Raw genomic sequence first — 16,622 nt, forward strand, 5'->3', positions numbered from 1 at the left:
CTTTATTTCACCTTTACACTCTTCACTTTGGACCATCCAGAATACATTTTCACTGTCTTCTTTCCGACCTTTACATTTTTGTAAGTACGCACTCTTACGTAGTAAGTTTTCTTTGCGCTTAATTTCTTCACTGTTTTCTTTACAGTGGATGTCTTTGTAATTGTTGTTGTCTTTACAGATTTTGCAAATTTCTTATTAGTAGAATACTGTAACTGGTATCCACTTGTCTGTTTGCTCTGTTTCTTCCATGTTGCGCTGAAGCTCTTTCTTGCAGCTTTCACTTTGGAAAGGCTTGTTCCCTTTGGATTGATCTTAAATGTCTTTGTAAATGTTCCTTTGTAGTCTCCCTTGAAAGTAACTTTTACAGTGTAAGTTCCGACATTCTTGCAGCCTGCAGCATATTTTACTGTATAGTCTTTGCTTGTGATCTTCTCGCCTTTGTCGTTCTTAGCAACGATGCTTGGTTTGTGTGTCTTTCCGTCGTATACATAGCTTGTCTGAGCAAGTTTTACAGAAGCTACTTTTACTTCCGGTTTTTCCGGATTTGATGGTTTCTCCGGTTCAGTTTTTACCAATGCTGCTTCTGCATCTTTCACTGCCTGAATCGCATTCTGGAACTCCGCATTTGTTGCACTATTATCTTCTGCAATTTTCTTTGCAGCTTCTACTGCATTCTTATAAACATTCCATGACTCTGCTGTATAATCAGATTCATTTTTCTTTCCAGCCTCTGTGAAGATTTCTACCATTGTGTTTTTCGATTCCTCTGTCACTACTGTTCCTGCAATCTTGACACCATTCTCGCCTTTTGCCATATAATATCCATCTTCTGAATTTGGAATAGTCTCTACTCCGATTTCCCAGTATGCGGCTTTCGGAAGGTGTAAAACAGACGGGAATTCTGCTTCAAATGTACGAAGAGTTTCTGTACCTTTTGCTTCCGCTTCTTTTTCTTCCACCTGGCTTAATAAGACTCCTTTTGGTGAATAACAGTGTACTACGTAATAGAACTTTGCAGGAAGACTTGTTCCTTTCACAGTAATTGTAGCTGTACCACCCTCGCGACTTACTTCTGCACCTGCGCCAGATACCTCTGAAATACTTAGTTCGTTCTTTTTTACAACAAGCTTTACTTCTTCGCCATTGTATTCCTGTCCATTTACTTTAGCGATGTAATTCTCATTCTGGTTTGTGTCTCTTTCAAAATAAATATTTTCAATCGGTGTAACGATTTCATAATCTTCGCCTTCTGCAAGTGCTATCGCAAATGGCATACCGATTCCTTCTCTTTGTGACAGTGTATAGCTTGCTGTTCCGACCGCATCTGTCGGTTGTGCGAATGAATTCCTACAGCAATTCGGAGAGAAGATCTCTAAGTGTACGCCCTCTACCGGAAGACCCTTTTCATTTACTACTTTTACGTTCAATGTCTTTGGATGCTCTACTGGTTCTACTGGTTTTTCACTTTCTATCACCTTTAGTGCCAGATCAACAGTCTCCCCTGCATATGCTTTTCCATTTACAGATACAATGCAAGGATACCCCCAGCTTTCACCAGAATTTTGTACATCCATTTTTATGGAATCATTTGCAAGTGTATATCCGCTTCCTGATGCGGGTTTTACTTCATAGATTCCAAATCCTGTTCCATCACCGTCCGCAGCATCCATGTTTGCCATAACAAGATCAGTAAAATCATTTTCATCCAAGTATGCTTCTCCATCTTCATCTGTTGTGGCAAAATCATAAGTTTCCCCATCTTTTTCAAAGACAAGCTCCACGCCACTTAAAGCTTTTCCTGATTCATCCACTGCGCGAACTGCAAGTTCTGTCGCATGACTTGCCGCCTTTGCCGTCAAAGGTGCTGCTCCTGCAAATGTACCAAGCACCATCGCTGCTGTAAGCACACCTGCAAGAAGTTTTGCTTTTAATTGTTTCATAATCTTCCTCCTTTGTATTTTATTTTATTTTGATTTTAATGGTTTTCTTAATACCACTTCCATCCGTTGCCTTTGCGGTTATTTTTACTGTCTTTCCTTTTCCCGCTTTCTTTGCTGTTACTTTTCCTTTCGCAGTAACTGTTGCGTATTTGCTATTTGAGCTATTCCATACCAGTTGTTTATTCGCATCTTTTCCGGTTGTTTTTACAGTCGCTTTAACTGTAATTGCTTTTCCGTTCTTTAATGTGTCAGAAGCCTTTAATGTGATTTTCTTTACGGCATGTTTTCTTATACGAATCGTATAACTTCCGGACTTTTTACTTCCGTCAACCGCTGTTGCCCTTATGGTAACCTTCTTTCCTGCTCCTGCCTTATTTACGGTAACTTTTCCGGCAGAAGTTACAGTTGCATATTTTTTATTGGAAGTTGTCCATTTCACTTTTTTATTTGTTGCTTTTGCAGGAGATACTTTTGCCTTTAACTGAATTTTCTTCCCTGCTACAATATCCCTGGATGCTCCAGTCACCTGCACCTTGCTTGCCTTTATCGTTTGCAAATCACTTGCTTTTCCATATTCTACTACGACCGGATACATGCCCAGACTGTGCATTGTAAACTGAACATCAGTGCCGTTCTTCGTCTTCTGATTTTCAAAGGCCAGCTTCTTTAATTGCTTCTCTCCATCAAGGTAATATACGTTCTTTACTGTTTTTCCCTCCGGAACTTTTCTTGTTACCTGAAATTCTCCGGCTGCAAGTTTCGCTCTTTCCCAGCGATGTGGATTTACGACACTGATGTCCAGGACTTCATAGTCTTTATTCGGAAGTTCACTCACAAGATCTTTGCTTAAAGATTTCTCATATAAAAGCATATCCTTGAAATTGATTCCTGTCACACTCGTATCACCTGATTTGCTTACAAGTATTGTATCCGAATGATGTGTCTCGTTCTTATCTACTAGTCGAAGCTCATCTACCTTTGCACAGCTGGAATGATTGTACGCATATCTTCCTGCACCGTACTCAGATTTATCTTTTGCTACAAGTGGAAATGAATCCATATCCCATTGTTCATTCTCAATTACTACCATGTAATTTTGATCTTCCAGAAGCTCTGTCTGCAATCTTCCATTTTCTCCGGTAGTACATTCTAATGTCTCCACCGGACTTACAAGCTTGAGCTTTACATTTTTTAAAAATCCTGTTCCATTTTTATAGTACACCGGCAGGCTGATTCCAACACGCATATCATTTTCCAGCTTATCGTATACTTTGTTCGGATCTCTCTTGTACATTCTAAATTCATCCACTTCTGGATAATCGTAAATCATCTGTCCGTCATTATCCTGGATGTTTTTCTTAATATTGTAAATTTTCCCTTCTTTCACCCAACAATAAAGGATCGGTGTACGATATTCTTCGTCCTGCGCATAGATCATGTAGTTATTGTTATTAACAAGACTCAAGTCTGGAAGTACTCCGTTTTTTACATTTACTTCTCCTTCTTTTTCTTGTTTTGTAGTATTGTAGATTACAAATCGAACCGGTTTCGTCATTGGTCGCATAACGATTGGATTAGCTGAAGCAATTACTACTTCATTGACCTTTATTCCTTTCACTGTCACACGATCCGTCGCATAAATATCCTTGTATTGATATCCCGGTACTCCGTTGTATCTTTTTTGTTCCAGCTCATCTGTAGTCTGCACAACTTTCTTCTGTTCTGTACTTGTCTGTGCGCTTGCAGCGCTTACACCGCACATCATCCCCGGTGCAACGCCTGCGACCAGGTCCCCCACAACAGCCGCACAAAGTAAGCCTGTAAGTATCTTTTTCCCTTTCATATTCCCTCCATTTTTCTTGTAATTCTTTGTTAAATCATTACTTTTCTTTACTTTTATTGTAATATATCCTCCGCACTCCTTCCAATCGATTACATTGATAAACGAGCCTTTTTATAGATGTCATCTATTGTATATTATTGCTATATAACAAATGAGCAGGTCCCTTATTGTAAGGGTTTCCTGCTCATAAAATGGATTTAATTATTTTACTGTTGTCTTCTTAACTGTAGACCATCCGGAATATAATTTCATTGTCTTTCCGTTTACTTTCACCTTCTTGTATGTACGAACGCGAACGTAGTATGTCTTCTTCGCAGTTAACTTTGTTACTGTCTTTGAAACAGTCTTATTGTTAGAGATTGTCGAAGTCTTCACGCTGCTCTTGAAACTCTTGTTTCTTGCATACTGCAACTGATATCCAGATACTTGTGTTTTCTGTCTTGCCCACGTTACTTTGAAACTCTTCTTGGCTGCCTTTAATGACTTCAACTGTGTTCCTTTTGGAACAATCGTAAATGTCTTTATGTATTTTCCTTTGTACCCGTTTTTAAATGTTACGGTTACGGAATACTTGCCGACATTCTTACATCCAGATGCGTATTTTACTTTGTAGTTGGATGATGAAATTACTTTCTTCTTATCATCCTTCGCTACAACTGTCGGACGTTTTACTTTTCCGTTGTATGTGTAAACCGTTGTCTTAAGTGCAACAGAAGATACTTTCTTTACTTCCGGTGTTGGTTCTGGCTTCGGTTCTGGTTTCACAATCTTTTCCAGTCCTGCAATAGCCTGTTCCAGCTTTGTTCTTGCTTCATCTACCTGCTGCTGGGTTGCATCTTCGTTATTTCTGACTTCATTTGCTTCCCAGAATACCGGGTAGAAAGCGTTCCATGATTCTTCTGTGTAATCAGCCTTTTTCAGTCCTCTTGCAATACTAAGCTGTGTCTGAAGTCCTTTCAGATCAAGCTTTTCTTTTTCTTTTTCTGCTACTTCTACAAAGAAACTAAGATCCGCAGGGTCGTCTACAGTGATCGACTTTATAAGTTCACTGTTTGCGCCATATTCGCCTTTCACATAATATACTTCTATTTTCGTTACTTTTGACTGTTCTTCTACAAGACGAATTCTTACTTTTTCATACTTTTTCGATTCAAGCATGTCTATTGTATAGTAATTATAAGATCTGCCCTGTGTCGTATATTCTGCAAGTCCATCTGCATCGGACTCTATCTCTGTAGTTCCCGGTGTCCAGGAATTTCCAACCGTAAATTTAAGTCCAGGAATTGCAACACCTTTACTATCTACAAAAGCGATGTGCAGTGTCTTGTAATCCGGTCCTTTTTCGAGTCCATCAATGGCATTGATCAGTTTTTCTTCTGCTGCATCGATCTGCTCCTGCGTCGCATTTTCATTTTCATTGACACTGTTTGCCTGAGCAAGTGCATTTTTCAATGCTTTATAAGACTCTTCTGTGTGCCCAGCTTCTTTAACTGTTTCCGCCTTTTTGATTGCTTTCTCAAGATTCTGTTTATTTACACAAAGCACCTCACCTGCGTTCAGCTGTAGTGTACGATTAATGGATGGCTTATCAACTTCTGTTCCATTAATCTTACCAATTTGTCCTTCTTCATTCACCTCAACTGTGATCGCATCTTTGTCTCCGGTAAATTTAGACTCTTCATTCAGTGAAATATTATATGTAAGCGTCTTTACTGCTGTCGGGAATGTGTACTCTGCAATTCCGTTGCCATCTGTACTGATTTCAGAAAGCACTTCATCGGAGCCCTGCTTTTTCACACTGAATTTTACATTTTTCAGTGGCTGTCTGTCTGCATTACCAACAAAAATATTAATTGTAGATTTGTCTGCTTCATAGTACTTATCGTATTTGGAAAGAGAACTGTCTGGCTCAACAGCCTTTCCTTCTTCTAAAAGTTTAATATTCTTCTCTGCAACGCTGATACGATTCTCATTAATATAGGATTTCGCATCTTCGGAAGCTTTGTTATATGCTTTTCTTGCAGCAATCACATTTGTCTTGTCACCAAGTTCTACTGTATTCGCATTAAACTTCTCAATCAAACGATTTACATTTATTACTTCGAATAACAAATCTTTCTTTGTCTCAATCTTTGTACCACTTAAGTTCAATTTACCCTTTGTAAGTTTTGTAAGCTCTGTCAGCGGTGTAATATCTGAGATATTTTTATTATTACCCAGATTCAAAGATTCCAGATTTCTAAGATTTGCAAGTGGAGTAATATCTGAAACCTGATTGTTAATAAGATCAAGTTCTTTTAACTTTGTCATATTCTTAAGAGCACTGATATCTGTGATCTTATTATCTCCAAGCCACAGCATCTTCTCTATATTCGTAACACCTTCCAGTGCAGAAATATCAGTAATATTATTATTACGCAGTGTTACTTCCTGCAAACTTGTACATCCCTCTAAACCGTTCAGCGTTTTGATGTTGTTAGACTCCATCGCCAGATATTTCAGCTTGCTCATCTTCTTTAACGGTGTAAGGTCTGATATTGTGTTATGGCCACAGTTCAAACGTTCCAGATTCACTAAGCCGGAAAGTGGCTTGAGCGTTGTAAGCTCATTCATGTAAAATCTTAAATCACCAAGATTCGTCAATTTTGAAAGTGGGCTTAAGTCCTTGATCTTATTGTAAGATAAATCAATCTTGTAAAGATCTTTACCATACTGTAATCCTTCTAAGCTGTGTACATAAATATCCAATGTCTCCGGATATGCTTCCGGATGTGTACCTGCTGAGAAAGTAAACTGTTTCAGCCCTTCAAAACGTTCCGGTGTAATGGGTTTATAATCTTCTTTTTTATAACTCTGATCGAGTGTCACACCACGGATAACCCAGTTTAACATCCAGTCCTGGATCACATCTTCTGGTGCCGGTTGGAAGACATCCTCTTCCTCTACATTCACTCACGCATCTGCTGCATGGGCTGCCATAGATATGTTTCCCGCACATAACATAGCTGCCAGTAACGCTACTGTAATTTTTTGTCCTAATTTTTTCCAGTTCATTACTATTTTCCTCTCTATTTTAATACATCTATATAGTACCAAAATTAATTATAACGAGAAGCTTACTCTTTGTAAATTCATTTCCTGTATAACACTTATAGATAATTTTCATATGCCATAATTTGTGTTATAAAAAGAAAACGGTGCGTAAGAATCTTAATTTTCTCACACGCCGTTTTCTTAAATTATTATGCAACTTATATTTATTATTTTGTTTTAACAGATTTAGCTGATGACCATCCGGAATATAACTTCACAGATTTTCCATTTACTTTCACTGTCTTGTAAGTTCGTACACGAACATAATATGTCTTTTTAGCTTTTAATTTCTTAACTGTCTTAGAAACTGTTTTGTTCTTAGAAATTGTAGCTGTCTTAACGCTCTTCTTAAAGTTTTTGCTTGTAGAATACTGTACCTGGTATCCTGTTGTCTGTACAGACTGTTTTGCCCATTTTGCAGTAAATGCTTTCTTCGCTGCTTTTACAGAACTCATCTTTGTTCCTTTTGGAAGAATTGTAAATGTCTTTGTATATTTTCCTTTGTAACCGTTTTTAAATGTTACTGTTACAGAATATTTCCCAACATTTTTACGTCCTGCTGCATATTTTACTGTGTAATCAGATGCAGAAATGACTTTTTTCTTATCATTTCTAGCAACTACAGCTGGTTTTTTCACTTTTCCGTTGTATGTGTAAACTGTTGTCTTGAGTGCTACAGTTCCAACCTTCTTCACTTCCGGCTGTGGTTCTGGTTTTGGCTCTGGCTGTGGCTCTTTCTCTACTAATGCTGAGATTGCTGCTTTTAAGCTTTTTACCTGTGCATCTACTTCTGTCTGTGTTGCTTTTTCATTTGCATATACTGTGTTTGCTTCTGCAAGTGCGCTCTTGAGTTCTTCTACTCCGGCACTGTATTTGTTTGTATCGATTGCTGTTGCTTCATCAATTGCTGCTTTTAATGCTGCTTTGTCAGCTTTTTCTACTAAAGCTGCGATTGCTGCTTTTACTTTTGTAACCTGTGCATCTACTTCTGTCTGTGTTGCTTTTTCATTTGCATATACTGTATTTGCTTCTGCAAGTGCATTCTTGAGTTCTTCTACTCCTGCACTGTATTTGTCTGTATCGATTGCTGTTGCTTCGTCGATTGCTGCTTTTAATGCTGCTTTGTCAGCTTTTTCTACTGCACCTTTTTCTTTCAGAACATATACTAATTCCTCATTGATATCTTTGAGATTCTGTCCATCAATCTTCTCAATTTTTCCTTCGTAGTAATATGTCGTATAACTATGTGTTGTTTCACATTCCCACTTATCATTCTCTGCGAGAGAAATCGTTTTTGCTGCATCAGTGTCATACTGATCAATTGCAATTTCAACTACACCATTTGCATCACTTGTTACTGACTTTGGAGTTAAATTGTTGTATGAATTTTTTACATCAAATTTTACACCAGCTACCGGATTGCCATTCTGATCTACTGCTCTTGCGCGGAAATGGCTCTCATCTGGTAAAACTTTTTGTGTATCAGGAGTTCCAGGCTCTGTTCCTGTTGCTGCTGCAACAGTAAAAGTTGCTCTCTTTGCACCAGTCTCTGCCGTTCCCCATAAAGTTTCAAATTTTCCACTTGTCAGGTTTACAATCAGTTTATATTTGACATCTTTTGTTTCTTTGTTTGCTGGGATATTTATTTTGAGTTTGTTACCAACGACCTGACCTTCAACATTGTCATATCCTTCTACTACTTCATACTCATACTCACCAACAGCTTTCTTTAACTGATAATAAATCGGGATATCTGTTGTTGCAAAGTCATCAAACTGAATATTTACGACAAGTTCTCCACCTTCACTTGGGAGTTTGTCTGATTCCAGTTCAAACTTGTAGATACCTAAACTTGCAGCTTTTGCTACACTCACCTGTCCTGCAAACAATCCAAAGACCATTGCAAGGGACAGAATCCAAGCCAAAATTCTCTTCTTGTTCCCCATAACGTTTCTCCTTTTCTTTTTTTGAAATCCATTGATTTCAGACAGTCCTTTACATTTTCATTTTACCTTTTTTTATGATATGTATCCAATCGTTTTTATAAATATATCGTCTGATTTATTTATTTTATCTATATATTATATAGCAAAAAAGCGTGGTCTTTTGCCACGCTTTCTTTTTATTTCTCTGTTCCGGTTACAAGTTGGTCTTTGTAATTCAACACCAGATTCTTGCCACCACCGGTCAGAATATACAGTTGTTTCTTCGCAACCCCTGCATCCATCAGGACTGCTGCCGCACGCTGAGCTCCCTGCTCACCAGCCATACATACAATAACTGTCGGAACATCCAGATCTTTGATCTTCGCTTCTTCTTTCCGCACATTCGCCTGTGCTTCTGCTGTCTTCGTCGGCCATGCAGGCGCCCACATAGATCCTTCGATATGTCCGGCTGCATATCCTGCCTCAACACCGCCTACTACTTCTTTTTCAAATCGAATGTCGAGAACATTCAATGTTCCGGCTTTTACCCTTTTCAGAACAGTATCTGCATCCAGATACATATCATCCCACCGCATGAGATAATCTTCGCCCCTTGACACTGCAACTTTATAACTTACTTCTTCTGATGCTGTTGTCTTTGCCGTAATAGTTGCATTACCAAAGCCAATTGTATTCACTTTTCCATCCTGATCTACATTAACAATCCGATTACTCAACTCGGAACCATAACCATATATTATGTTCTTACGAACTCTCGCCGGCCAGCAGGTCAGTTTATTTTCGGCAACAGTTGCCTCAAGCGCCATCAGCTTATGTCCTTCACTGTCTGTTGTAACTTCTTTTTTTGCAAATTTCAGCTGACCATAAGTCTTGGCATCTTTCGGTGAAACTTTCTGGATTGGCCAATTTTCCGGCTCTTTCTGCCAGTTTACCTGCCATGCCCACCAGCCGCCATCGAAGACGCTGATATTTTTTATTCCATTCTGATAACAAATTAAGAATGGAATCGTTGCACGCCAACCGGTACCACAGTAGAAGGATAATTCATTATCGAGGGATGAGTCGGATTCTGCAAGAATGGATTTCACTTTATTAAGTCCGACTACTTTTCCATTTTCAATATAGCTTCCATCGTCTGTATTGTGTCCCCATACTGCACCTAACGGTTCACCTGCATATTTAATATAGGAATATCCTGTCTCTTCGCCGCGGAATTCTTTCTCCGAACGGATACTTACAAGGCGGAAATTAGCATCATTCTGTAACTTTTCTTTTGCATCATCGGTGGACAGAATATATTCCGGATGTGCCGGAATCGTCGTACCAAACGTATAATCTGTGCCACCGGCTGTTGCTTCATTTACTTTTGTCTCTGTCGGTAATCCTAGTTTATTCCATACTGTCATGCCACCATCTATCACTTTGACATCTTCTACACCGGCGTATAACATAGCGAATGCTACTCGTGTAACACTGGAATCCGATGCACTTCTTCCGTACAGTACTACCTTGGTATCTTTGGTGATTCCGTTGTTTTTTAGAAATTCTCCAAGCTGCTTTGCACTTCGGATATTGAAATTGTCTTCTGGTTTTACTTCTGTCTCTTCATATAGCTGCTGATCGTCGATTCCATCCAGATTCCAGTCGTCATACTCTACTGCATCGGAATTGATATGAACCGCTCCCGGAATATGTGCTTCGTTATAAGCTTTGTCATTTTCTGTCTTGCCATAGGCAACTTCTGCTAAAAACACATGTTCATATCCAGGCTGCTGTCCTTCTGCCGCACTCTTATACCACTCCGGTGATACATACACCTGTCTCTTAGGAACATTTTTCACTTTCACCGTTACCTTGCAGCTCTTTGCCAGGTATTTTTTCTTATTGTTCTTCTGTGTTGCGCGAACAGTAATTGTTGCTGTTCCCGGCTTCTTTGCTGTAATCTTTCCGGTGCTGCTTACTGTTGCAACTGCTTTATTGCCGGATGACCATTTTACCGGACAGTACACACCTGACGGTTTAACTGTCGATTTCAATGTCTTTGTCCCACCAACATATAAGGCTGCCTTTGATGCACTGATTGAAATGCTTGTCGGTTTTAAATCTTTTACTTTCATTGTTACCGACTTTTTCAGCTTTTTATTTGCCTTTGCTGTTACTGTAATCTTAACTTTTCCAGCCTTTTTTCCTGTCACAACACCCTTGGATGATACGGTTGCAATCTTTTTATTGCCGGATTTGAATGTTACCGCTTTGCTTGCTTTTGACGGTTTGACGGATTTTACAGATATCGTTGCATGTCCTTTGATATCAATCGTCTTCGCTGTAACTTTGAGTGACATCTTTGTTGGCTTTTTCGATGCCGCTTCACTCGGGATTGCAGTAAATGCAACTGCCATAACCACAACTAAGGCAAGCAATCCCAGTGCTTGTTTTTTGATTTTCTTTTTCATCACGCATTTCCTCCAATGTAATGATTTATTCCGCAACGTTTATCCACAGTATAACATTAACTCTCCAGTTCTTCAATTTGTAAAAGAAGCAGCCGCCTCAGAATTTTTCCGGAAACGGCTGCCTCTCTTATTTAAGCAAAATATTTCTTTATTTTACCTTTACGCTTTTTACTTTTGACCATGTAGAATAATATGTAGTCTTGCCTACTTTCTTGTATGTGCAGATTCTTACATAGTATTTCTTATTCTTTTTCAATTTCTTGATGGTCTTGCTTGTGTATTTGTTCTTTGTTATCGTTGATGCCTTCACAGACTTCTTGAACTTCTTGTCCGTTGTGTACTGGATCTTGTAACCGGTTGTCTGCTTCTTCTGCTTCTTCCATGTTACTTTGATCTGTTTCTTACCGGAGTTCTTCACAGACTTCAGGCTTGTTCCCTTCGGCAGAATCTTGAATGTCTTTGTAACTTTTCCTGTATAGTTGTTCTTCATTGTTACAGTAACTTTGTATGTTCCGACATTCTTTCTTCCGCTACTGTATTTTACAGTGTAGTTTGAAGCAGCAACTTTCTTTCCGTTTACAACAACTTTCACTGCAGGTTTGCGAACCTTTCCGGTATATGTATAAGCAGTTGTTGATAATGTTACGTTTTTAGATGTAACTTTTTTCTTAATCGGTGTATTGTCAACGTAGACGATTTTCTGGCAATCGCTGGATTCAAATTTTTCTGCCTGACTCTTGGCAAATACACGAACTACTACAACATGATCGTTGTTTGTTCCCGCATTGCCATAGAATGCATCACTTGCAAGCTCTGTTACAGATGCCGGAATATCTACGCTCTCAAGATATCCTTCCTTGAATGCGTATTTACCAATCTTTTCTACACCGTTTTCGATCGTCAGCTTCTTTAATGTGATTGCTTTGAACGTTCCTTCAAACGCAGACTCGCCGATTTCTTTTACGTTACCTGGAATTACAAGCTCTTCGATGTGGTGTAAGTGGAAAGCTTTTCTTCCAATCTTTGTTACGGATGCCGGAATTGTAAGACTTGTAAGTCTTGCTCCTGCAAATGCCATTTCACCGATCTCTGTTACTGTATCCGGGATGTCTACATGATCTAAGCGGATGTTCATTGAGAATGCTCCCTGTGGGATTACAGTTACATTCTTGGATAATGTAAGGTCTGTGATGTCATTCGTTGAAAATGCTCCTGCTCCTAAATCTGTTACCGTATCCGGAATAACAAGTTTCTTCAACTGGTTGGAGTTAAATGCACTTTCTCCGATTTTTGTTACAGATGCCGGGAATTCTACATTGTTAATCTTATTATAACGGAATGCGCTTGCACCGATGGTTGTAAGTGTGTCAGGTAATACAACCGTATCCATACCATTCGGTGATTCTACGCTGTCTTTTCCCTGTACCCATTCGCCATCCGGAATCTCAAATGCTCCGTCTGCAACTTCTGTGATTGCTTCCTGTGTCTCAGGATTCAGTGACGGGATTACGAGTGTGCGTACACCGTCTTTTACAACTGCATCGCTCTTACGTGTTTTATTTCCCTGCTCGCTCCATCCTGTAATCTTATTTCCATCATAAGTGAAGTCCGCGTGTGTCCAGCCGCTTCCTACGATTTCATCATAGATGACTTTATGTCCGGTTCCATCGTTCTTGTCTGCATATTCCGGATAGAATACATTTGCTACTTCTTCTAAATGTGCTTTATTTGAAGTATATAATTTGACCTGTCCTTTTTCACCTTTGACAAATGCTGTGTTTGCCAGTTTCTGCAGGCTTGATGGGAGATATACACTTGTTAATAATGTTTTTTCAAATGCTGTCTTTCCGATCTCGGTCAGACCTTCGTGCAATGTTACACTTGTCATTCTCGGTGCAAGACCTTCTCCGGTTACATTCTGTGAGAATGCACTCTGTCCGATGGTTGTTACGGATACCGGAATGTCTACAGACTCTAACTGGTTTCCTTTAAATGCATCTCTGTCAATTAATTTCACTGTAGAAGGCAGGCTTAAAGAAGTAAGCGGTGCATTTCTGAATGCCATTCTTCCAATCGTTTCTACTCCTTCCGGAATTGTCAGTTCTTTAATCTTTGTTGCATTAAATGCGGAAGTCGGAATTTCTTTTATGGATTTGGAAAGTGTTACTTTCTCCAGAGAAGCACTTGCTGTAAATGCTCCATTTCCAAGTGTTGTTACACTGTCCGGAATGGTTACTTCCGTAAGCGCTGTTGTCTGGAATGCTGTTGCACCAATAGATGTTACCGTATCCGGAATCGTTACTTTTGTCATTCCGATTGTTGCAAATGCACTTGCGCCGATTGCAGTAATTGCTTCGCCGTTTTCGTTTGTCTCAGGAAGTGTTATTTCTGTATCACCATTTGCAATTTTCGCCTTTCCGGCATCATTTAATCCGGTAATGGTTGTTCCGTCAAATGTAAACTGGGAAGTATTCCATGGCTGCTCTTCTGCCGGCATCTCACCGTAAATAACTTTCTGTACCCAGGATTTGGTTCCCTGTGTATTTGTGCCCTTTCCAGTACCCTCTACATGCTGGATCATTCCTTTCTTTCGAAGATCCACATTCTCATTGTACATGTATACGATACGACTTGCCTTTAAGATTGTATTTGTCGGTGCATCTGACTCCAGATCTTCTTTACCTGTGTTTGCTCCAAATGCATATACTGTAACTTTCTCTGTTCTATCCGGAAGTCTTACAGATTTGATGTTGTTATATGCAAAACACATATTATCCAGATTCAGATTGAAATCACATGTCTTCGGAAAGTCAACAGTTGTAATCTGATTTTTAGCAAACGCTGCATTTCCAATCTGCCAGATTGTATGAGAGAATTTTACGCTCTTTAACTGGTTGCTCTGGAATGCTGTTCCGCCAACATAGATTACGCCTTCCGGTAAATCCAGAGATGTCAGCTTATTGTTTGTGAAAGAGTTATTCTGAATAATGAAATTTCCTCTTTCTGTTAATCCTTCTGCAATTGCGCTTCCACTGTAACTTGCCATCACTCCCTTCGGGAATGTTACAGATGTAAGTCCTTTCTTATAGAAAGCTTTTGTTCCGATACCAATAATCGGATTTCTGTCTGTATCCTTTGCAGGAATCACAAGGTCTGTATTTGTTTTTAATTTTTCTTCTCCGGATGCAGATAAGCCCGTGATACCAACACCACTGATTGTTGTTACATCCGATGTATTTGATGCCGGATATAATTCCTGACTGATCGTATCATATGTAAAGTCTTCTGCGTTCCATTTATCTTCCTGTCCCGGTACTTTCAGGATCAGGCTGTGATAATCAGACTGTGGGAAGTTCTTTGTATCGTTGTACTGTGTTTCCGAACTTACATATACTTTTGTCTTCACTGCTGCAGCACCGGAAGAATATATTTTTTCAAATGTATTTGCCTGCAATTTCTCAACGGTCGATGGTAATACTACCGATTTAATCGTTTTATTTCGGAATGCTCTGCTTCCGATTGACTTTAAGCCTTCCGGCAGTGTCAGTGTACACTCATCTGTCAAATATTCCTTAGTAGAAAATGCATAATTTCCAATCGAAGTTACCGTAGATGGAATGACAATCTTATGGATGTTATTTCCTGCGAATGCATTATTTCCAATCGTTTTAACTCCTTCCGGAATGGTCAGTTCTGTCAGATCCGTCATATAATTCTGCGCATCGCTGCATCCGAATGCTCCTCCCGGAATGTCTGTCAGGTTCTTGGAAAGGATGATCTTCTTTAACTTCGGATTTGTTGCAAATGCACCACCGCCGATCTTTGTAACACTGTCCGGTAAAATAATGCTCTCTAACTGATTCTTCTGGAATGCTGTCATCCCGATTTCTTTCAGTGTTTTTGGAAATTCAATCTTCGTAATACCGCAGTCTGCGAAAACTTTTGCACCAATCTTTTCCAGTTTTGCCGGAAGTGTAACACTTGTAAACTTCTCGTCCGCTGTTGCAAACATGCCATTATTACCATTTCCTGTATAATCAGCGATTGCTGTCACATACTCACCATCTGAATTCTTGTTCGGTAATACCAGATCTGTATTGTCTTTTCTCTTTTCAATACCGCTCTCAGAGAAACCGGTGATCGTTGTTCCGTCAAATGTAAAATCATCTGCTGTCCATGTCTTGTCCGCATTCGGATCTTCACCAAGGATCAGTTTCTGATGCCAGGAGTGCTGTGACTCTGCGGTACGATCCATATGGTGGATACGTTCCATGTCAAACAACTTCTCATTGTCTGTGTACATATAGACAACGCCGCCAAATTCCTGCTCTTTCTCCGGTGCATCTTTGGAACACTCTTCCATTCCCGGATTCCAGTAGAAGACTTTCTTTTCTACTACTTCCATATAATCCGGAAGTCTTACGGATTTGATGTTGTTGTGTGCAAATGCAAAGGCATGAATCTGTGCCTGGAAATCACAGGTTTTCGGGAAATTGACCTTTGTGATCTCATTGTATGCAAATGCGGAGTTCTCCAACCACCAGAATGTATGTGGAATGGTTACGGATTTCAGTTTATTTCTTGCAAATGAACTTGGTCCGATATAGATCACACCTTCCGGCAAGTCGAGAGAGGTCAGTTCATTTCCGTCAAAAGCACCTGCGCCAATCAGGAAATTACCTCTTCTTGTTACTACATGTGTAACTGTGTCATTATAATCTACCATCATACCATCCGGCAGTGTCAATTTTTCAATCCCCTGCTTTTTAAATGCACTGTCAGCGATACCTACGATTGTAGTTCCATTCGGATCTTCAGACGGAATGACAAGATTCTTATTCACTTTAATCTTCTCTGAACCTGTCTCAGAAAATCCTGAAATTGCTGTACCGGATACGGTAAAGTCACGACTGTAATCACAGCCGTTCAGTCTCTGGCTCATCTCTGTGTAAGTGAAATCTTCTGCTGTCCATACAGATGTGTCGATGTCACTTGCAGATGCGTCAGAGTCTGCCTGTTTCTTATCCGTCTTGGTCGTCTTGGTTACTTCTTTTTTCACTTTTGCGTTCTCAGAAGCATCCTCTGTCTTCTCATCTGTTTTGGAAGCTTCTGTTTTAGAATCTTCTGTTACAGTTTTGGCAGACGCATCTTTGGACGTATTCTCGTCTGCAGATACGTTCTCATCGTTCGAAGTTTCCGTTACTTCGGACTGCACAGCCTGGGCTGCGCTTGCTGTATTATCCTGTGCAAATGTCGGCATTGCAAGGGAAAACGACAACGCAAACGATAATACAACCGCTAAAAACTTTTTCATTTTCATGCTTTTAGCCCTCCTTATTACTTATTT

The 16,622-nt window shown here is 39.6% G+C and carries 6 protein-coding genes; all 6 read right to left on the reverse strand.

The features are described 5' to 3' along the window. Positions 1 to 2: 2 nt before the first annotated feature. On the reverse strand, positions 3 to 1,940 hold the full coding sequence (locus H8S07_RS08460; RefSeq protein ID WP_186855848.1) for an FIVAR domain-containing protein: 1,938 nt from the start codon (positions 1,938 to 1,940) through the stop codon (positions 3 to 5). 19 nt (positions 1,941 to 1,959) lie between these two features. Beyond that, on the reverse strand, positions 1,960 to 3,783 hold the full coding sequence (locus H8S07_RS08465) for an Ig-like domain-containing protein (RefSeq protein WP_186855849.1): 1,824 nt from the start codon (positions 3,781 to 3,783) through the stop codon (positions 1,960 to 1,962). 201 nt (positions 3,784 to 3,984) lie between these two features. Next, positions 3,985 to 6,735, reverse strand: a complete 2,751-nt coding sequence (locus tag H8S07_RS08470; RefSeq protein WP_186855850.1) for a leucine-rich repeat domain-containing protein — start codon at positions 6,733 to 6,735, stop codon at positions 3,985 to 3,987. A 308-nt stretch (positions 6,736 to 7,043) separates the two neighbouring features. Next, the gene (locus H8S07_RS08475) at positions 7,044 to 8,822 is read right to left on the reverse strand and encodes a fibronectin type III domain-containing protein (RefSeq protein ID WP_186855851.1); all 1,779 of its coding nucleotides are present in this window, start codon (positions 8,820 to 8,822) and stop codon (positions 7,044 to 7,046) included. A gap of 176 nt (positions 8,823 to 8,998) precedes the next feature. After that, the gene (locus H8S07_RS08480) at positions 8,999 to 11,275 is read right to left on the reverse strand and encodes a rhodanese-like domain-containing protein (protein WP_186855852.1); all 2,277 of its coding nucleotides are present in this window, start codon (positions 11,273 to 11,275) and stop codon (positions 8,999 to 9,001) included. 148 nt (positions 11,276 to 11,423) lie between these two features. Next, a complete protein-coding gene (locus tag H8S07_RS08485; protein ID WP_186855853.1) occupies positions 11,424 to 16,595 on the reverse strand; it encodes a leucine-rich repeat domain-containing protein in 5,172 nt (1,723 codons plus the stop codon). Between the last annotated feature and the right edge of the window lie 27 nt (positions 16,596 to 16,622).

The organism is Dorea hominis (assembly GCF_014287705.1).
Classification (GTDB): Bacteria; Bacillota; Clostridia; order Lachnospirales; family Lachnospiraceae; genus Dorea_D; species Dorea_D hominis.

Coding starts and splice junctions, on each gene's coding strand:
- H8S07_RS08460 (WP_186855848.1), bottom strand. CDS start 1,940: ATGAAACAATTAAAAGCAAAACTTCTTGCAGGTGTGCTTACAGCAGCG.
- H8S07_RS08465 (WP_186855849.1), bottom strand. CDS start 3,783: ATGAAAGGGAAAAAGATACTTACAGGCTTACTTTGTGCGGCTGTTGTG.
- H8S07_RS08475 (WP_186855851.1), bottom strand. CDS start 8,822: ATGGGGAACAAGAAGAGAATTTTGGCTTGGATTCTGTCCCTTGCAATG.
- H8S07_RS08480 (WP_186855852.1), bottom strand. CDS start 11,275: ATGAAAAAGAAAATCAAAAAACAAGCACTGGGATTGCTTGCCTTAGTT.
- H8S07_RS08485 (WP_186855853.1), bottom strand. CDS start 16,595: ATGAAAATGAAAAAGTTTTTAGCGGTTGTATTATCGTTTGCGTTGTCG.